Source organism: Thalassospira lucentensis (assembly GCF_001613805.1).
Classification (GTDB): domain Bacteria; phylum Pseudomonadota; class Alphaproteobacteria; order Rhodospirillales; family Thalassospiraceae; genus Thalassospira; species Thalassospira lucentensis_A.
Window position 1 is genome coordinate 78,094 of sequence record NZ_LPVY01000011.1, and the last position, 18,020, is coordinate 96,113.

Here is an 18,020-nt window from a genome sequence, read left to right on the forward strand (position 1 = left end):
CATCCGGCTTCGCAATATCATACGGGCCGATTTAATGCGATAAAAGGCTTGAAAAACTGCCATCGCGTGCCAGAACGTTGCCAACAGTTAGATTTTCGCATTCATCAATGTGAAACACACCGAAACAAGAGGCCATTGTCATGCAGGTAGCCCAGCAGATTCGAGACATCCTGACCACGGAATTTTCCCCCGAGAAACTCGAAATCATCGACGATTCGTCAAAACATGCCGGTCATTCCGGGGCCGACCCGCGTGGCGAATCCCATTTTTCGGTGCTGGTGGTTTCAAAAAAATTCGAAGGTGAGAATCGCGTCAATCGCCAGCGGCTAGTTTATATCGCCCTTGACCAGCTTCTCAAGGACCGGGTTCATGCACTGGCGCTCAAGACCATGACGCCTGCCGAGTACGCCGCTGCCCTCGCCCCAAAATAACCATTGCGTTTATTCCACATAGTGAAATCAACTTAGACGACCGTTATCTTTCGGCGCAATATCTGCCCAGAAGTTGCACGTGCAGTTCGCTGCACATGCAACACGGGCGCTGGTCAAATCTGCGTCCGATACAAACGGGAGGACTATGTGATGAAAACACGCCTTGTCGGGGCGAGCGTCGCCCTGTTTATGTCCGGAACGGCCTACGCGCAGGCCCCTGCCCCGGACAATCTCGAAAAGCTTTCCAACTTCCAGTCGACCGGAACCACTGAATTCACCAGGATTGAACAAACCGGAGACTATGCCGACGGCATCAAAAAGACTCTTGAACGCATTACCCTACCTGTCGGTTTCAAGATCGCCCTTTATGCTGTCGTGCCCGATGCCCGCCATATCGCGGTTGGCCCGCAGGGGGTCGTGACATTTGTAGGCACGCGCAAGGATAAAGTCTGGTCGGTGACAGACCGCAACAAGGATCGCGTTGCCGATGAAGTAAAGGATTTCGCCCCGTCTTTACGGTTTTCCATTCCAAACGGCCCATGCTTCTCACCCGATGGTATGCTCTATATCGCAGAACAGAATCGGGTTCTGACATTCCCCGCAGCCGAGTTTTTTTATGAAAGCCCGGATGTTGCGGCGTTCAATGTCGTTAAGGAGGGTGAACTGGTGCCGCCATCTGAAGAAAGTTACAATCACACCGCACGTGTTTGCAAAATCGGCCCGGATGGCAAACTTTATATCTCGCTTGGACAACCGTTCAACTTTGCTCCCAAAGACAAGCTGGAACTGTATCGGGAACACGGGATCGGTGGCATCATCCGGATCAATATCGATGGAAGCGGTCGCGAAGTTTACACCTATGGTGTTCGCAACTCGGTCGGACATGATTTTCACCCTGAAACAGGTGAACTTTGGTGGACCGATAATCAGGTTGACGGCATGGGCGATGATATTCCCCCGGGTGAGATCAACCGACAAACCGCAGCCGGTCAACATTTCGGCCATCCTTGGTATGGTGGTGGCGACGTTCGAACCAACGAATATGCCGGTGAAGAAGTCCCCTATGACGTCGTGATGCCGGCTGTGGAAACCGTGGCACACGCCGCTGACCTTGGCATGAGCTTCTATACCGGCAAGATGTTTCCCGCCAAATACAGCAATGCCATTTTCTCGGCCCAGCACGGCTCATGGAACCGAACAACACCGGTCGGGGCGCGGGTAATGGTGACCTTTATCGACAGCGACGGCAATGCGAGTACAGAACCCTTTGCCGAAGGCTGGATTGATGAAAATGGCGAATATCTTGGCCGCCCGGTCGATGTCGCACAACTTCGGGATGGATCGCTGATCGTGTCCGATGACCTTGCCGGTGCACTTTACCGCATCTGGTACGAGGGCTCCTGATGCGGATAGTGCTTTTCATGATCCTCGGCGGGCTTCTGCCCGCCGGGGTCTCCTTGGCGCAGGATATTGATACTGGTCGAAAAGTTGCGGGAATGTGCCGCACCTGTCACGGGCTGGACGGTTTTGCCCGCGTCCCTATTGCGCCCCACATCGGTGGCGAACCTTCGGAATATATCAAAGCCCAGTTACGCGCCTTTCGCGATGGCAGCCGGGAACACGAAATGATGACCGTCGTCGCCAAAGGCCTGTCAGATCAGCAGATTTCAGACGTGGCCGACTGGTACAGCCATTTTGAAATTACCACCACATTCCCCACCGGAAAACCCGGCGACAATGCGCCAGAACTTTGCGTGGCGTGCCATGGCGCGAACGGTATCTCGGAAATGCCGGATGCCCCGAACCTTGCGGGCGAAACCAATATCTATATCGAAACCCAGTTGAAAGCGTTTCGGAACGGCAAACGAAATAATGAAATCATGTCGCCGATTGCGGCTGACCTGACGGATGCAGATATCCAGGCAGCGGCCGACTGGTACAGTTCCATTGAAATAAAAATCACCGTCCCGGCAAAACCGAACTGAACCGACGATCAGCTATCGGGACGCAAAGCGCCCGAGACATCAAGGCCAACCGTCATTGCCGCAATGATATTTCCGGTATCGGGATCGATAACCGGCACTGTCACCTGCGACAGGAAGGTACGGGTCGATCCGTCAAAATAGATATCGGCGATCTGGCTCAGATCAGGGTCCTGCCGGATTATGACTTTGAATTTCGGTTCGTCGGACTGATCGAAATCAGATGTCAGGCGGTTCATGCCGATCACCGCGCCCTTGGTGTTGAAGACAAATATTTCCGCGATATTGTCGGCATCGTCTTCCTGGAATGAACGCAACATACCGGAAAGAGGATTTTCAAGGATCTCGGTCGCCTTGGCACTGGCGACACCGCGCTCGCTGTCCCGCCGCCATTCACGATCCAGATCGGCAAGTGCCCCTGCGCGCGCATCAGCCCCGCCCAATGCAGACCGTACCGCTGCAATCAGCTTTGGATCACCTGCCATCGAACGGATCATCGGCAATTGTTGACGGGTGATAAGGTCGCGTTCCCAATCCTCAAGCCGCATGGGCAAAGTTTCACAGGTACGAAGTGCCGTGTTCAAGGCCGCAATCAGATCCGGATTGCGGCGGGTATATTCGCGCCCAAAATAGACAACAAGCGGTGCATATCGTTCGAACTGAATATTGAACTGGGTTTCATGATGCCCCATGTCGTCGCGTGCGGCTTCAAATGTCTGCTTGTCCACCAACGCATATTCCACCCGCCCGGCCAGAACCTGCGAGATCAGCGAGTTAATCGACGGCACCTTGGCGATTTCATGGTATCCCTGCTCGACTAGCCACTCGGCCTCGTTCGAACCAAGGATGGCGCCGACAGACAGCAGGCTTTCAGGTGCCGGGATTGCCGCGAAACTGCCCTGTTGCCCGGCTGCTGAAATCCAGACCCATTTTTCAAGGGCTAGCGGCAAGGTAGGATCGGCGTATTCGTCCATAATCGGGCTTATCCGCGCTAGGAAAAAGCCATCCGCCTGCCCGTTTCTAACCATTTCCCGATTACGCTGGCGAGGTGCAATTGCAATTCCGTAGCCCACACCGATCCGGTCAAACGCACAATTCAATACGGTTATGGAATAGCCTTGAAGAATGCCATCCTGCAATTGCTGATAGGGGGGTTGCAGATTGGTTTGCAGGATCAGAAACGCATCCTCTCCGGGTGAACCGGGGAAATCCTGTGCCCCTGCGGACGAACTATTCAGGATTAAGGCAAAACCGAATGCGGCCAGACAAAGTCGCGAAATGCTGATACAGGCAAATGCCGATTGCCTGAAAATATTTCGTCCCCATGACTGCGTGTGGCGTCCCATGCAACACCTGATCTTCACCGAAAACCCATCACAGATGATATTGTAGCTGGTAATTGTCGTTACAAGATCGCGGTTCAGTCGCCGGTATACATATCCGGGGCGATGCGCTTAACCGCAGCACCGTCGCTGCGCCATCCATGGCAGCTATTGACCAAGGGGGACCTGCGTTTTTTAGGCAGGTTCGATGCGGTGCCGTCCTTTTCCTGCTGTTTACGCCATTCTTCGGCTTCTCGGGCACGGATAGGAAAGATTGTCTGAAAGGCAGTTGTTGCAACCGGTCCCATCAATTCCGTCAGATGGGTGCATCCGTGAATGCCGCCGACCCTCTCGCGGATTTGCTGTTTCAGCCCTGGCCCGATCCGAAGTCCGACCAATGCCTCGTAATTCGGGGCGATTTCATCGCAGGCATTGAATGGTGCGTGGTCTGTAACGGCTTCAACCGCGTTAATCACCATGTCATCTCCAACAGTGATGCGCAGCCACATTTCATGGATTGGTACACCCGCCGGTATTTCCCCACGGTCGTTATTTTCAAACCCGTATGTCTTGGTATCGGTAATATGGCCTTCGATATCCCAAAGACCGTCCTTCCGGCGATATCCGGTGCAGGTGACATTGCGGGTGTGGATATGTTCACGCTCAGCAGCGGGGCTGGACAAGGGCATGGCGCATCTCTCCTTTACGTAAACGTAAAGACATTAACCGCTACGTTGTCAACCTTCAAAAATGCAAAACGGCTGACGCGCAAGCCCGCATCAGCCGCGATAAAGCATAATACATCGACAGACTCTGATTTACGCAACGCCGTAATCGGAACCGAAAATAAACTTCTCGCGTTCCCGCAAATCTTCTTCGAGCTGTGCCTTGACGACATTGAAAAGGTCACGAATGGAGACCATGCCGACAACAGTTTCTCCGTCAATTACCGGAAGATGGCGATAACGCCGGGCACTCATCAATTCCAGAGCATTCATTGCTGTGTCATCGGGACCAAGCGTATCAGGATTGGCCGTCATGACCTGTTTAAGAGGTGTGGATGCCGCATCCAGTCCCTTCGCCACAACCCGGTTCACAAGGTCGCGTTCGGTAAAGATACCGGCAAGTCTGGCACTGTTATCAACAATGATTACGGCACCGATCTTGCGTTCGGTCATCATATTGACGGCATCCATAACCGAGTCTGCGGGATTCAAGGTTGCGATCGACTGCTCTTTGACCACACCAGGTACGATTTTCGTATCCATATTTTTCTCTCTGCGGGTTGCTGTTGCCACGTGCCCTGCCCCGATCAGATTGCCTGAAACAGCGCTTCAAACGCGCATTGGGGCCCTTATTTGCAAGTGGCCCTGCAATCACATCGATCAAGACCTTTGATGATCATTTTAACCGATAAGTAGATTTAACAGAACAGTTTTGCGCCGAATAACGCAAAACAGGCAGCACGGGAAGCCGTGCTGCCTGTCTATTTTGGCGGGTTTGGTGCTAGTTCAGTTCGTCGGTGGCGACTTCGCGAACTTCGCGCAATTTGATCCGGGTGATCTGGTTGCGAATACGGCGCAATACTTCGAATTCCAGCCCGTGGAAACGAAACTGCTGTCCGACATCGGGAATACGACGGGTCTCGTAAAGCAGCAAACCGGCAACGGTGGCGGCTTCTTCATCCGGCAGGCGCCAGCCAAATCGACGGTTCAGATCGCGAATGGTTACATCACCGCGTACAATGACCGAGCCATCCGTTTGTGGTTGGACTCCGACAACCTCGACATCGGTCTCATCAGCGATATCGCCAACGATTTCCTCAAGGATATCCTCCAGCGACACAACGCCTTCGAAGGCACCATATTCATCCACGACGATGGCAAAATGTTCGTGACGTTCCTTGAACGCTTTAAGTTGATCGGCAAGTGTGGTGCTGTCAGGGATGAACCATGGTTCGGAACTCAGTGCGCGAACATCTTCAGCAGTTTCCGGTTTGGCCCCGCGAACAATCGCCTTTAACGCCTCCCGCGCATGCAGGACGCCGACGATATTGTCAGGGTCCTTGTCATAGATCGGAATACGCGTGTGCGGGCTTGCCAGAACAGTATCAAGAATCTCTTCCATCGGACGGGTGATGTCGATCATCTGCACCTTGCGCCGGTGCACCATAATTTCCCAAACCCCGACATCTTCAAGGTCAAGCACCCCGTGCAACATTGTGCGTTCTGCATGGTGATCACCAACAACCACATCATCAGCATGCAGTTCGATCGCACCGCGCAATTCACGCTCGCGATCCGTTCCCGGGCCTTCGCCGCTGCCGAACAATCGCAAGGTAGCACGAACAATCACCTGAATAGTCTGGGTGACGGGTGCAAAGACAACGACCAGAATACTCATCGGTCGCGCAACACGAAGCGCCATGCTGTCGGCATGTTGCAACGCATAGGTTTTCGGCAGGATTTCAGAAAATATAAGCACAAGTGCTGTCATGGCTGCAGTTGCATAAACCACACCGCGCTCGCCAAACAGTTCGATCATGACCGACGTCGCCAGGGCCGAGGCCAGAATATTGACAAGGTTATTACCCAGCAAAATCGCCCCGATCAGACGTTCCTGATACTGACGCAACCGGTTGACGATACCTGCCCGTGGATCCCCGTCCTGTTCTTTGTGATGCATGACAGGCTTTGATGCCGCCGTTAGCGCAGTCTCCGAGCCAGAAAAGAAAGCCGAAAGCATCAGCAGGATAAAAATCACGACAATCGTGATTGTCATTCAGGTCCGTCTCCAATGGGTACACACAACAGATCATCACATTGTGCTGTTGCGAGGTATCAGGTCAATCATCGATCCGGCAAGTCATCGACTTCACAGCGATTTATTTAGCCCTACCCGATATCAGGCGTGGCAGGACCGGGTAATGGCTGCACGCATTTTCTGGATATCCATCGCCTTGGATGTAAAGGCCTTGCCGATTCCACGCGTCATCACAAACGTAATCTCGCCATCGCTTACCTTTTTGTCACGCGACATATGACTGATCAAACGGTCGATGTCCCAGTGCATACCGGGCACTTCAGACGCACATACCGGCAATCCGACAGATTTAAGATGGCTGACAATCCGGTCTTTTTCACCAGCCGGAGCCATCCCCATGGCACCGCAGACATCATGCGCGATGACCATGCCCATCGCCACCGCTTCGCCATGCAAAAGCTTTGCACCGTATCCGGTTTCGGCCTCCAGCGCATGGCCGAAAGTGTGCCCAAGGTTAAGCAGGGCACGTTTTCCGGACTCGCGCTCGTCCTGCGAAACGATCCTTGCCTTTGCCGCACAGCTTCGCATTACGGCAACACGGCGTTCCGGGCCATCATTATTCAGAACGGCTTCGGCATTGCTTTCAAGCCAGTCGAAGAATTCCGGATCATCAATCAGGCCATATTTAACGACTTCGGCATAACCGGCCAGCATTTCGCGACGCGGCAACGTATCGAGTACCGCCGTATCAGCCAGAACCAGCCGCGGTTGATGAAACGCCCCGACAAGGTTTTTGCCCGATTTCGAATTAATACCGGTCTTGCCTCCAACGGAACTGTCGACCTGCGACAGCAGGGTTGTCGGGATTTGAACAAAATCAAGACCGCGCAAAAGCGATGCGGCAACATAACCGGCAAGATCGCCAACAACACCACCGCCCAGTGCAATGATCAGGGTTGAACGCTCAATCCCCATCGCAAGAATCTGTTCAACGACATCCTCGAACACGGCAAAGCTTTTGGATTTTTCACCCGCGGGAACGATAACTTCACGATGTGCAATCCCGGCAGCATTCAACGATGTCAGAACCGTTGGCAAATGACGGTCGGCGACCGTCGCATCGCTTATAATGACGACACCGGCCTTTTTAACGAGCGGTGCAATATGACCGGCTGTATCTGCCAGAAGGTTACTGCCGACCAGAATGTCATAACTGCGTGCGCCAAGTTCAACGCGAAGGACGTCATGACTTTTTGCAGCGGAGGGCGTCTGATTGCTCACCGGATTATATTCCCGTCTTTATCAAATGAACGTGCAAGCAGGGCCAGAACCCCGTCGCGCGTTTCTTCCTTGGAAGATTCGTCACAATCAAAAATGATGTCAGCCCCGGCATAGACCGGATAGCGCGCCTCGATCAGATCAGCGAGAATCTGACGCGGATCACCATTGTTCAGCAGCGGGCGATGCGTCCGCCCGCTGGTACGTTGCAGCAGTAGATCAAGGTCGGCACGCAGCCAGACAGAGATCGACTTTTCTAGAATAAGCGCACGGGTTTTTTCGCGAATAAACGCACCGCCACCCGTCGCAAGTACAAGCGGCTCGCCATCAAGCAATCGGGCGATCACACGTTCCTCGCCGTCGCGAAAGGCTTCTTCGCCATACAGTTTGAATATGTCGGCGATCGAACAGCCTGCGGCTTCCTCGATCTCACGATCGGCATCGACAAAATCCAGATCAAGCGCCTTGGCGACCATCCGTCCGATGCAGCTCTTTCCGGCCCCCATAAGACCGATAAACACCAGCGGTCTGCCTTTCAGGCTTGTCCGGATATTTGCAAGCACGTCATCGCGCAAACCCGACTCGGCAATATTGCTCTCCATGATCGGTTTGCAGTCCTGTCTTTAATCCGGTTATCACACAATTTACCCATTTCTTTAGGCCAGCTAAGGTCTAAACGCAAGCAAACCGCGCTATTGACCGACAAATTCCTTCGTCACACAGGGGATCTGCGCACTATCGGGTAGCCGGGTCATTTGCATACCGACCGAAAACTTTTGCCAATCGCGTTAACCCTCTGTGAGGACCCGGACCCTAAACTGCCTTTATATCGCCGAATTGGAATGTCAGGGAAAAGGTTCGGGGAACGGGGTTGGAGAAATCACAGGCTGAATTCATGGCTAGGGCCAAATCGGTTCGGCTCTGTCTTGCATCCTGTACCGGGCTCCGCATACTTATCTTTGCGCATATCGAACCAACGCACTGAAGTCTGGAAACCATGAAGATAATTTCGCGTCTCATTTTATTGCTGATCATTGCCGTCATCGTTGGTGGCGCAACATTTCTGGTCACCTGGGATATACCGTCACCGACAACCCAGATGGAAGAAACCATTCCGAATTCGAGGTTTAACTGACATGCGCTTGCGTTCTCGACTGCTGATGCAATCCTGTTTCATCACCATGATGACAGGCGCCGGAATCACCTTGCCCGCGGCTTTTGCCAATGCACAGGCACCGGTGCCACTGTTTTTGAAACAGGAAGCAGAACAGAACGCAAATTCACAATCTGCGCCGTCCTCTCCCACCACAAACAACAATTTCGGTCAGGGTGACGGGACCCAACCCGAAACATTCCCCAGCGACCCCGATGCCGTACAGACAGTAACCCTCCAAGCGGTCGATGCCGAAGCTGTCGGCACACTGGGACGTGAACGTGGCGGACTTGGCGTTGACATGTGGAATGGCACAAGCCGTGAAACTGCTGCGCGCCTGCTTACGGATCTTCCGGCAACACCCGCCACACACACAGCCCGCGATCTTGCGCGTCGCCTGCTACTGAGCATCGCGGCAGTTCCCGATGATCACAAGGAAATCAGCATGCTCGAAACGCGTGCGGCCAAACTGATCAATATGGGGGAACTCGATGGTGCAATTGCTCTTGTTCGTGCCACTCCGCAAGGCGCACGCGGTTCGCTTCTGGCCCAGACAGAAGTCAATGCCCTGATGATTTCCGGCAAACTTGACGATGCCTGTGCCGCGATTGATGGTTACGGCAACAGTTTCGATGATCTTTTCTGGCTCAAGGCCAATGTCATGTGCGCCCTTCATGCCAATGACCGTGCATCGGCCTCGTTCTCGACCGATCTGGTCCGCGAAATGGAAGGTGAAACCGACAAGACGTTCTTTGGTCTGGTTGCCGCTATCAGGAACGGAGCCGCCGCATCTTCGGACATTCTGGTCAATCTGCGACCGATTGACATCGCCCTGCTTGAAATCGCCAAACAAAACATCCCGACCAGTCAACTTGAGACCGGCAATCCCTCTGCCATTCTTGGATTGGTCAATGCGTCGGCAACATCGACCGATATCCGGCTTGAAGCCGCACGGAAAGCTGAAAGTCTGGGCCTGATTGATACTACCCGGTTGCGCAACATATATGGCGCAGTGTCATTTGATGCCGATACACTTATCAACGCCCTTGATGCTGCCCCAGAAGCCGTCCCGGCCCGTCAGTATGCCAAACTTTATCAGGCGGCGGGCAAAAGTGACGTTCCGGCGGTACGTGCGGAAATCCTCGCAGCTCTTTACGACAATGCAATCATAAATGGTGATTTTGCACAGGCATCGCGTCTGACATCTGATCTTCTGGCCGATATCCCCGTGAATGGCGATTTTTCCTGGTTCGCAATTGATGCGCTCAAAGCCTCGGTCGCCGCAGACAATATGGAACGTGCGTCTGGCTGGCTGCAAACCGCCAAGAATAACGCCAATCCGGGGAACGATATCGAATCCCGTCTGATCCTTCTATATCCGGTTCTTGCACTTGCCGGACTGGAGGATACAGGTGCCTCGATGATGACCGAGGCCGATGACGATGCGTCCAACGGCAGCGTTACGGTTAATCTGCCCGATGATACGGCCACGACACCGGTGCGATATGGACTTGGCGGTGCTGTGACACTTACCCCGCCAGCGACGACATCCGCCCCGATGAGCGACGCGCAAGCCAAACATCGTGCCCGCATGACCGAATGGCAGGAAATGGACGCGGCGCGTGGCGATCAGATACAGGCAAAGCGTGATGCAGAACTGATCTTCAGCCTTTTTGACGGGTTCGGGATCGAAGTACCGGTCGCACTTTGGAATGTGCTTCTGACCGCCCCCTATCTTGACACGCGCCAGACCATCAGCACGGCTGTCAGCCATCATCTTGAAACCGCAGCAATGAATATGCAACGTGGCAAGACGGTTGCCCTGGCCATTCAGGCACAGCAGGTTGCCGGCGCCCCGGATGGGGACCCAAAGGACCTATCGGATGCGGTTGCCGCACTCAACCATATCGGACTGACACAAGAAGCACGTCGCCTTGCCGTCGAAATACTGATGGCACGCAGCCAGTAACGGATATGAATTGTGGCCCAGCCGCTTCACAGTAATCTTGTCGCTGCCTTTCTGGAAATGATGGCGGCAGAACGCGGTGCGAGTATTCATACGCTCGATGCGTATCGCCGCGATCTCGAAGATTATGTTGCCAGTCTGACCGGGCAGAAATCAGACCTTGTCGGGGCACAGGACATACATGTTCGAAAATACATGGCATCACTTGGCGATGCCGGTCTGGCGCCGCGTACCCAGGCCCGGCGTCTTTCAGCCGTAAGGCAGTTTCACAAATTCCTTTATGCCGACGGATATCGCAATGACGATCCATCCGCCCATATAGACAGCCCCAGACAAGGCAATACACTGCCCAAGTTTCTGACAATTGATGAAATTGATCGGCTGATTATCACCGCAACCCGCCATGACGGCATCAAAGGCAAGCGGCTTCTTGCAATGGTGGAACTGATGTATGCCACCGGCATGCGCGTTTCGGAACTGGTTGAACTGCCTTTTTCCGCCGCAGCGCGCGATCCGCAAATGTTGATCGTGCGCGGCAAGGGAAGCAAGGAGCGCCTCGTGCCGTTGTCCGATCCGGCACGTGATGCTTTACGAAACTACCTTGAAATCCGGGACTCTTTCATTCCGATGACAAAGGCAAAACAACCCGGCCACTCACCCTATCTGTTTCCGTCGCGCGGGAAGTCCGGTCATCTGACGCGGCAAATGTTTCTGAATATGGTCAAAGACCTTGCCGCCGAAGCCGGAATCGCCCCGTCACGGGTATCACCGCACGTCTTGCGTCACTCGTTTGCCAGTCACCTTCTGGCAAACGGTGCTGATCTGCGCAGTCTGCAACAGATGCTAGGTCATTCCGATATTTCGACGACACAAATCTATACGCATGTTCTCGAATCGCGATTGCGCGGCCTTGTGCAAGAACATCATCCACTGGCGCAATTGCTGCGCGGTTGATCACGATCAACCGGAGATCGCCAAATTTGTCTAGCTTTCCGTATAAGAATACTCGACCAAATCCCGCAAAAAATGTCGGTTTTCTGCGGATGTCATATATTCGTAACTGTACTGTCATCAGGTTGTTGCCGATCCTGCGATAGGAGCGGTACATCATTCATGATGCTTTGCTAACCAAAGGGTCGGTAAAATTTTTCAAGATCGGGGAACAGCCTTGGCATTTGATGCGGAGGACGAACTGACAGCTGACAGATCGGAGGGGCCAGCTATTCGCCTTCGAAACTGGAAGCAAATCGTCGAGAAAGTCGACTTTGCCTTTCAGCCCATCGTCAATCCACATACCGGTCATGTTTTCGGATATGAAGCCTTGCTACGTCGCTGGGAAGACAGCGGCTTTAGCTCTATCCAGTCTCTTTTCGATACCGCCTGGGAAACCGGAAACCTGCACGGTGTGGATATGATGCTGCGCGAGAAGGCGATTGCAAAATTCGCGCGTCTGCCCGAAGCCCGCCGTTTAAAACTTTTCTATAATTTTGACAGTCGCGTTGTCCGCACCCGGGATTATCAGCCCGGTCGCACCGCGGAACTTCTGCGCAATGCCGGACTTGAACGCGACACCATCTTTCTTGAAATTTCCGAACGGCACGACATCAGCAACGCTCAGTACCTTCAGGATATCCTGCTGCGATATCGCAGTCAGGGTTTCAAGGTAGCAATTGATGATTACGGCAGTGGCTTTGCCCAGTTGCGCGCCCTGTATGAATGCGAACCCGACATTATCAAGATTGACAGGTTTTTCATCGACGGCATTGATCGCGACCGGCGCAAGGAACTGTTTGTATCGCAGATCACCGCTTTCGCGCACATGATTGCCGCACAGGTTGTCGCCGAAGGCGTTGAAACCCGAGAGGAATTTCTGTGCTGTCGCCGGATCGGGTGCGATCTGGTTCAGGGTTTTTTCATCGCGCGGCCATCTGTCGATTTACCAGAACGTACAGATATTGTGCCTGCCATTTCCGGTGTTTCACTGGAAAACCGGCGCGGTGTTGAACGTGATGGTGATGTGCTGCGGTCATATCTTCTTGAAACACCACCAATCGAAAACAATATCAACCCGGTCGAGATTCTATCCTATTTCCAGAAAAATACCGACATTGCCATCGCTCCGGTCATCAACCGGCAAGGCGAACCGCTTGGCGTTATCCGGGACTCTGATTTCAAGGCATTCATCTATACCCCGTTCGGACGCGAGCTTTTGCAAAATCCGGCGAACCGAACCAATATAAGCCGGTTTTTACGCCGTTGTCCCATTGCTGACATCAATACCAGTCTCTCAGAACTGCTTGAAACTTTTGTGGCAGCAGACTCGCTTGACGGTGTGATCCTGACCGAGAACGGACTTTATCTTGGGGTTCTGGATCAAAGTGCACTGTTACGCGCTGTCAATGAACGCAACACGCTTAATGCCCGCGATGAAAATCCGCTGACGCGCCTCCCGGGGAACAGTGCCATTTATCGATATGCCGCAAATGCACTCGCCAAACCTCGTCGCCGTCGATTTGCTGTCTATTTTGATTTCGACAATTTCAAACCCTTCAACGATCTATACGGATTCCGGCAGGGGGATCGCGCCATTCTGCTTTTCAAGGACATACTTGGCAAAGCACTTAGCCAGAATGACTGGTTTGTTGGCCATATCGGTGGCGATGATTTCTTTGCCTATGTTCAGTCGATTGATTTCGAGGATGCCGTGAGCGCGGTGCAACGTGCCCAATACATGTTCGATGAACAGATCAAAAGCTTCTATGATGCCAAAACCCGCGATCAGGGTTATCTGATTGGCAAGGGACGCAACGGTGAAACAAGCGAATTTCCACTTATGACCGTAAGTGCCGCATTGGTTCGTATCCCGCCGGAGCGTACGGACATCACCCTTGATCACATATCAATCGAGGCAGCCAAGCTGAAGGCAGTCGCCAAAAACAGCCCGACCCGGTTTGCCAGCGGTCATTATGATGCCACCGATACCGCCACATCGACGCAACCAGAAGCCGGATAACCTGCGTGGTGCGCCTTATCGTTGCAAATAAGACTTTTCTTTAAAATCGCTGACGCTAAAATCCGGATTATCGCAGCATGCCTGTCATGCTGCCCGTAACAACAAACGTATCGAGCCATCCCGCCATTATGGTCAGCGTTACCAGCACGTCTGAAATTCTGCCGCCGATCCCGGTTCGCCCTGCGAGCCCGGTTTCTCCGCGTACGTCCCAAGCCCAACAGGAACAGCAGAAACAATCCGTAGAGCAGGTCGCAAATTCGATCCAGCTTTCGGACGACGAAATCGAACGTGTTCAGCGTGCAGCGGAAACAGCTCGCAATGAACAGCGGTTTCAGGACGGTCAGAATACCTTGACGCTGGAAAACAACCAGTCAGAAGATGCCGCGAATGGTTATGGCGCCAAAGGACAGTCTAACGGCAGTTTCATCAACGCATCCAGCAATCGCGGCAGTCTGGTTGATTTCTATGTCTAGCAAGACGGCAATATCGCGTCCTTAAAGCCCGATTGCGCGTTTCCAGCCATCCCAGTTCCAGATCAATTCTGCAACCCGGTCATAACCAGCGCGGTCAGGGTGATATCCATCCCCGCGACGAAGCGCACGCTGCCAATCCTGATCGGCAAGGGTTGTGGCATGCAAATCAAGATAAGGCACATCAAACCCATGTGCCGTTTCGGCATATATCTGATTAAGCCCCTCAAGACGTTCGTTGATTTCCCTGCTCGACTTGCTGCCATCAATCACCGCCTGCGGCCCGATCCACAATGTCGGTGCCAGTTTTGATGCCTCGCCAATGATATCGGCAGCATTGGCTGCCGATTTGCCAGGGGAAACCCGCATCGTGGTTTCTTCGCCGCGATCTTCGGCATGATTGGCATCATTTACGCCAAAGCTGAACATCAGGATGGTGGGGAATTCCGGCACCATGCGAAGCTCCGCCTCGAATTTCCAGCGGGCTTTAAGCCCGTCACTGGTTTCAGCACGAATACCCAGATTATAGATCGTCGTTTCGCGCTTCGCCTCGTCCAGCAAACGGCGGCCCAACCGCATTGGCCAGCCCCCCTTTTCGCTGTCGCGCACGCCATTAACCAGACTGTCACCAAAACAGCAAATGCGATGACCTATAACACCTTCGGCCATAATTACTCCTGCAACTTTACGGCACTTTGCGACGCCAGATAGACCATCAATTCGTCGCGCTCCGGCACAAAGGCATTGGCAAGCCAATATTCCTCGGCAAGCTTTAACAACCGCCCCATTTGCGGTCCGGCAGGTGCAAGACCAGCCGCCAGAATATCACGCCCCTGTATTGGCAGTGTCGCGGGTGTCCAATCGGTTGCCGCCTGCAACAAACCCTGCCATTGCTTATTTTCAACACTTCCGGGACGAGGCGGGACCGAAGCCCGGGCGGCCCAGGCAATCAGAACCGCATCACGAAATGCGTCGGCCCCCAAACGATAAAGATCACGGCGGGTTGTTTCCTCAGACATATCTGCGCTGATCAGGCTGGCATTGGAAATCATCGCAGCGAAACGTTCGGTTTCATCGTTTGATAATCGCAATGCCTTACCAAAATCGGTTGCTGCCAGAAAATCATCATCGGTGTTTTCCGGCGCACGATAAAGGGCTGCCAGGCGACGCAACGGATCAGGCATAATCGCTGGGTCGGCAAGGGCGGAACTGTCAAGCCATTCCATCATGCGAAGCCGCGACGTATCTGCCAGATCCGGCAATATAACGGGCATGACTTTAAAGCCGATCATGTCCTTGATCGTGGCGGCAGGACTGCGGGAACGCAGCAGTTTCAGCATTTCATCACGAAGACGTTCCGGGGAAATACTTCGAAGCCCATGGGCCCCTTTGCGGCATGCTTCGGCACCGATCGGATCAAGCGGCGGTCGCCCGAACCACGCATGGAAACGGAAGAACCGTAAAATACGCAGGTAATCCTCTGCGATGCGATCCTCGGCAATGCCAATGAAGCGCACCCGCCCTTCGCGCAAATCGGTTTCACCATCAAACGGGTCGTAAATCGTCCCGTCTGGATCGCAATAAATTGCATTGAAGGTGAAATCGCGACGTTTGGCATCGCCAAACCAGCTATCGGTGAAGGCAACCTCGGCATGGCGGCCATCGGTTGTCACATCAATGCGCAGCGTCGTGATTTCATAGGCAGCCGTATCGGTGACCGCTGTCACCGTGCCATGTTTAAGCCCGGTCGGGACAACTTTCAGTCCTGCCTTTTCAAGGGCGATAACCGTTTCTTCCGGCTTCAGATCGCAAGCAATATCCACATCGACCAGATCGCGCTTCAAAAGCGCATCCCTCACAAGGCCACCAACAAAACGTGCCTTGCCGCCGTGTGCTGCAATTGCGTCAAACACGCGTGCCGTATCGGGATGGGTCATGACCCCGTAAGGCTGCAAATGGCCTGTTGCTGTCAGTGCGGTCATCGGTAAATCTTTGCTGGCCTAAAACCTTGCAAGCAGATGGCTTGTTCCGGATTATTCCTTGGGTTCGAAATATCCAGGTTGAACGACGCCATCCTTCAATGTCGGCGCATGATAGATGGAATCAGGTGATGCGCCAGTCCCAAGTGCCGTCACAATCAGGATTGCCGCCGCCAAAGCCACACCGATACCAAGCAGCAAAAGCCATGGCCCTTTGTCCCAAGGCGGGATCACATCATGGCCTTCCCGAATGGCCTTTGCCCGTGCCCATTTAAGCCACAGACCATAAACCAGAAACGGCAGGATAACGGGCAGGACAATCTGGATAATCTGTCGCAACATTACCAATGGTCTCCAATCATTATCGCTCTGCGCTGGCTTTCAGGACTTCGCTGAAATTCACCAGCATCCCCGCCGTTGCCCCCCAAATGTAATATTCCCGGTACGGAATGGCGAAATAACGGCGTTTCGCCCCTTCAAAGGTCACGGTCTGCAGTTTCTGGTTTCGAGGCTCAAGGATGAATTCCAACGGTACTTCAAATACTTCTGCCACTTCATGTGCATCTGGCGCAAGGTCGAAAGGCGGCGTGATCAATCCGACAACCGGCGTAACCTGATAACCGGTTACGGTATAATAATCATCAAGACGGCCGACCAGTTCGATATGCACACGCGCCAGTCCTATTTCTTCCTCGGTCTCGCGCAGTGCCGTTTCTTCCAGCGTGTTGTCATGGTCCTCCTGACGGCCACCAGGGAAACTGATCTGGCCGGCATGATCGCTAAGATGGTCGGTGCGGCGTGTCAGAATGACATGCAAACCTTCGTCGCGCTGCACCAGTGGCACCAGAACCGCAGCCGGGCGGGCGATCAGTTCTCCTTCGGCGAAAGCACGTGCCCGTGATTTCGAACCGGGATAATCGACCGCATGATCTCCGCGTCGCTGCAGGATATCGCCGCGCGGTGCGTTCAGTGCCGCAATGATCTGGGCCGGTGTCATTGGTCGGCCTCCTCCAAGGTCCCGATCTCGAAGAACTTATTATGACTGTAAACACCGATACGCACTTTGCCGGTCTCCGGTTCCATAATCTCATCGGCCATGTCCACAAGCTGATAGAATACCGCCCGGTTCAGCCGTGCTTCAAGCCCGCGATCAAGCTGCACATAAGGCGATGGTTCACCAGTTTCGGGATCGTGCTCCACCCGCAAACCGTGGCTTTCATCAAGCTCAACCCACTGATCGATATTGGTTCTGAACCGAATGACCGATGCCTCGCCCTTGCCGCTTTTTTCCATCTCGACTGCGATAAACGCAACGTCTTCGACCTCGATCCGCGCCATTTCCGCGGGAGTCACAAGCCAATGACCACCCTCTTCGTCACGTTGCAATACGGATGAGAAAAGTTTGACAAGTTCGATCCTGCCAATCGGACCACCTTGATAGAACCATGTTCCATCCCGACTTATAGACATGGGTATGTCGCCACAAATCTGCGGATGGCGTCCGCCTGCCGGTTTTCCGGCACGCAGACGGGTCCAAAGCTTTTCAGCGAGATCGACGGTTTTTTCGTTTTTGCTCATGCTATACACTTGAGTCCGGAACCAAAAGATTGCGCACCTGTTCTACGCTGATACCATCCTTCTTGGGTAACCGGCATCCATTACC

At 53.6% G+C, this 18,020-nt stretch carries 18 protein-coding genes; 7 read left to right on the top strand and 11 right to left on the bottom strand.

Annotation, left to right across the window (positions count from 1 at the left end; genetic code table 11):
• Positions 1-140: 140 nt before the first annotated feature.
• The 3 genes from AUP42_RS10395 (at position 141) to AUP42_RS10405 (ending at position 2,416) form a co-directional block, all read left to right on the top strand.
• Positions 141-431, top strand: a complete 291-nt coding sequence (locus tag AUP42_RS10395; RefSeq protein WP_062951550.1) for a BolA family protein — start codon at positions 141-143, stop codon at positions 429-431.
• A gap of 150 nt (positions 432-581) precedes the next feature.
• The gene (locus tag AUP42_RS10400) at positions 582-1,835 is read left to right on the top strand and encodes a PQQ-dependent sugar dehydrogenase (protein ID WP_062951551.1); all 1,254 of its coding nucleotides are present in this window, start codon (positions 582-584) and stop codon (positions 1,833-1,835) included.
• On the top strand, positions 1,835-2,416 hold the full coding sequence (locus tag AUP42_RS10405; protein ID WP_062951552.1) for a c-type cytochrome: 582 nt from the start codon (positions 1,835-1,837) through the stop codon (positions 2,414-2,416). The genes AUP42_RS10400 and AUP42_RS10405 overlap by 1 nt, the downstream gene beginning before the upstream one ends.
• An 8-nt stretch (positions 2,417-2,424) precedes the next feature.
• Here AUP42_RS10405 and AUP42_RS10410 read toward each other — a convergent pair whose 3' ends face one another.
• From AUP42_RS10410 to AUP42_RS10435, 6 genes are all read right to left on the bottom strand, one after another.
• Positions 2,425-3,759: a substrate-binding periplasmic protein gene (locus tag AUP42_RS10410; protein WP_062951553.1), complete on the bottom strand. Its 1,335-nt coding sequence runs from the start codon at positions 3,757-3,759 to the stop codon at positions 2,425-2,427.
• Positions 3,760-3,833: 74 nt separating this feature from the next.
• Complete coding sequence (locus tag AUP42_RS10415; RefSeq protein WP_062951554.1) at positions 3,834-4,424, bottom strand: DUF2889 domain-containing protein; 591 nt, start codon at positions 4,422-4,424, stop codon at positions 3,834-3,836.
• A 129-nt stretch (positions 4,425-4,553) separates the two neighbouring features.
• Positions 4,554-5,003: a CBS domain-containing protein gene (locus AUP42_RS10420; RefSeq protein ID WP_062951555.1), complete on the bottom strand. Its 450-nt coding sequence runs from the start codon at positions 5,001-5,003 to the stop codon at positions 4,554-4,556.
• Between the two features lie 238 nt (positions 5,004-5,241).
• Positions 5,242-6,516, bottom strand: coding sequence for an HlyC/CorC family transporter (locus AUP42_RS10425; protein WP_062951556.1), 1,275 nt, complete (start codon positions 6,514-6,516; stop codon positions 5,242-5,244).
• 123 nt (positions 6,517-6,639) lie between these two features.
• A complete protein-coding gene (aroB, locus tag AUP42_RS10430; RefSeq protein WP_062951557.1) occupies positions 6,640-7,779 on the bottom strand; it encodes a 3-dehydroquinate synthase in 1,140 nt (379 codons plus the stop codon).
• Positions 7,776-8,378: a shikimate kinase gene (locus AUP42_RS10435; RefSeq protein ID WP_082824728.1), complete on the bottom strand. Its 603-nt coding sequence runs from the start codon at positions 8,376-8,378 to the stop codon at positions 7,776-7,778. The genes aroB and AUP42_RS10435 overlap by 4 nt, the downstream gene beginning before the upstream one ends.
• A 534-nt stretch (positions 8,379-8,912) precedes the next feature.
• Here AUP42_RS10435 and AUP42_RS10440 point away from each other — a divergent pair.
• From AUP42_RS10440 to AUP42_RS10455, 4 genes are all read left to right on the top strand, one after another.
• Complete coding sequence (locus tag AUP42_RS10440; protein WP_231858238.1) at positions 8,913-10,898, top strand: antifreeze glycopeptide; 1,986 nt, start codon at positions 8,913-8,915, stop codon at positions 10,896-10,898.
• 12 nt (positions 10,899-10,910) lie between these two features.
• Positions 10,911-11,849 (top strand): site-specific tyrosine recombinase XerD, encoded by a 939-nt coding sequence (gene xerD / locus AUP42_RS10445; RefSeq protein WP_062951558.1) that lies wholly within the window; start codon positions 10,911-10,913, stop codon positions 11,847-11,849.
• 214 nt (positions 11,850-12,063) lie between these two features.
• Positions 12,064-13,908 carry a GGDEF domain-containing protein gene (locus tag AUP42_RS10450; RefSeq protein WP_062951559.1) on the top strand — a complete coding sequence of 615 codons (1,845 nt, stop codon included), beginning with the start codon at positions 12,064-12,066 and terminating at the stop codon, positions 13,906-13,908.
• Between the two features lie 77 nt (positions 13,909-13,985).
• Complete coding sequence (locus AUP42_RS10455; RefSeq protein WP_062951560.1) at positions 13,986-14,381, top strand: hypothetical protein; 396 nt, start codon at positions 13,986-13,988, stop codon at positions 14,379-14,381.
• Positions 14,382-14,402: 21 nt separating this feature from the next.
• Here the strand turns inward: AUP42_RS10455 and AUP42_RS10460 are convergent, their stop codons facing one another.
• The 5 genes from AUP42_RS10460 to AUP42_RS10480 are packed head-to-tail and all read right to left on the bottom strand — an operon-like array spanning position 14,403 to position 17,935.
• Complete coding sequence (locus tag AUP42_RS10460; protein WP_062951561.1) at positions 14,403-15,047, bottom strand: GDSL-type esterase/lipase family protein; 645 nt, start codon at positions 15,045-15,047, stop codon at positions 14,403-14,405.
• A gap of 2 nt (positions 15,048-15,049) precedes the next feature.
• On the bottom strand, positions 15,050-16,360 hold the full coding sequence (locus tag AUP42_RS10465) for a CCA tRNA nucleotidyltransferase (protein WP_062951562.1): 1,311 nt from the start codon (positions 16,358-16,360) through the stop codon (positions 15,050-15,052).
• Between the two features lie 51 nt (positions 16,361-16,411).
• Complete coding sequence (locus AUP42_RS10470) at positions 16,412-16,699, bottom strand: hypothetical protein (protein ID WP_062951563.1); 288 nt, start codon at positions 16,697-16,699, stop codon at positions 16,412-16,414.
• Between the two features lie 19 nt (positions 16,700-16,718).
• Complete coding sequence (locus tag AUP42_RS10475; protein ID WP_062951564.1) at positions 16,719-17,354, bottom strand: CoA pyrophosphatase; 636 nt, start codon at positions 17,352-17,354, stop codon at positions 16,719-16,721.
• On the bottom strand, positions 17,351-17,935 hold the full coding sequence (locus AUP42_RS10480; protein ID WP_062951565.1) for a DUF1285 domain-containing protein: 585 nt from the start codon (positions 17,933-17,935) through the stop codon (positions 17,351-17,353). The genes AUP42_RS10475 and AUP42_RS10480 overlap by 4 nt, the downstream gene beginning before the upstream one ends.
• Between the last annotated feature and the right edge of the window lie 85 nt (positions 17,936-18,020).

Coding starts and splice junctions, on each gene's coding strand:
- AUP42_RS10405 (WP_062951552.1), top strand. CDS start 1,835: ATGCGGATAGTGCTTTTCATGATCCTCGGCGGGCTTCTGCCCGCCGGG.
- AUP42_RS10415 (WP_062951554.1), bottom strand. CDS start 4,424: ATGCCCTTGTCCAGCCCCGCTGCTGAGCGTGAACATATCCACACCCGC.
- AUP42_RS10435 (WP_082824728.1), bottom strand. CDS start 8,378: ATGGAGAGCAATATTGCCGAGTCGGGTTTGCGCGATGACGTGCTTGCA.
- AUP42_RS10420 (WP_062951555.1), bottom strand. CDS start 5,003: ATGGATACGAAAATCGTACCTGGTGTGGTCAAAGAGCAGTCGATCGCA.
- AUP42_RS10395 (WP_062951550.1), top strand. CDS start 141: ATGCAGGTAGCCCAGCAGATTCGAGACATCCTGACCACGGAATTTTCC.
- AUP42_RS10475 (WP_062951564.1), bottom strand. CDS start 17,354: ATGACACCGGCCCAGATCATTGCGGCACTGAACGCACCGCGCGGCGAT.
- AUP42_RS10465 (WP_062951562.1), bottom strand. CDS start 16,360: ATGACCGCACTGACAGCAACAGGCCATTTGCAGCCTTACGGGGTCATG.
- AUP42_RS10425 (WP_062951556.1), bottom strand. CDS start 6,516: ATGACAATCACGATTGTCGTGATTTTTATCCTGCTGATGCTTTCGGCT.
- AUP42_RS10400 (WP_062951551.1), top strand. CDS start 582: ATGAAAACACGCCTTGTCGGGGCGAGCGTCGCCCTGTTTATGTCCGGA.
- AUP42_RS10410 (WP_062951553.1), bottom strand. CDS start 3,759: ATGGGACGCCACACGCAGTCATGGGGACGAAATATTTTCAGGCAATCG.
- AUP42_RS10480 (WP_062951565.1), bottom strand. CDS start 17,935: ATGAGCAAAAACGAAAAAACCGTCGATCTCGCTGAAAAGCTTTGGACC.
- AUP42_RS10440 (WP_231858238.1), top strand. CDS start 8,913: ATGCGCTTGCGTTCTCGACTGCTGATGCAATCCTGTTTCATCACCATG.
- AUP42_RS10470 (WP_062951563.1), bottom strand. CDS start 16,699: ATGTTGCGACAGATTATCCAGATTGTCCTGCCCGTTATCCTGCCGTTT.
- AUP42_RS10460 (WP_062951561.1), bottom strand. CDS start 15,047: ATGGCCGAAGGTGTTATAGGTCATCGCATTTGCTGTTTTGGTGACAGT.
- AUP42_RS10455 (WP_062951560.1), top strand. CDS start 13,986: ATGCCTGTCATGCTGCCCGTAACAACAAACGTATCGAGCCATCCCGCC.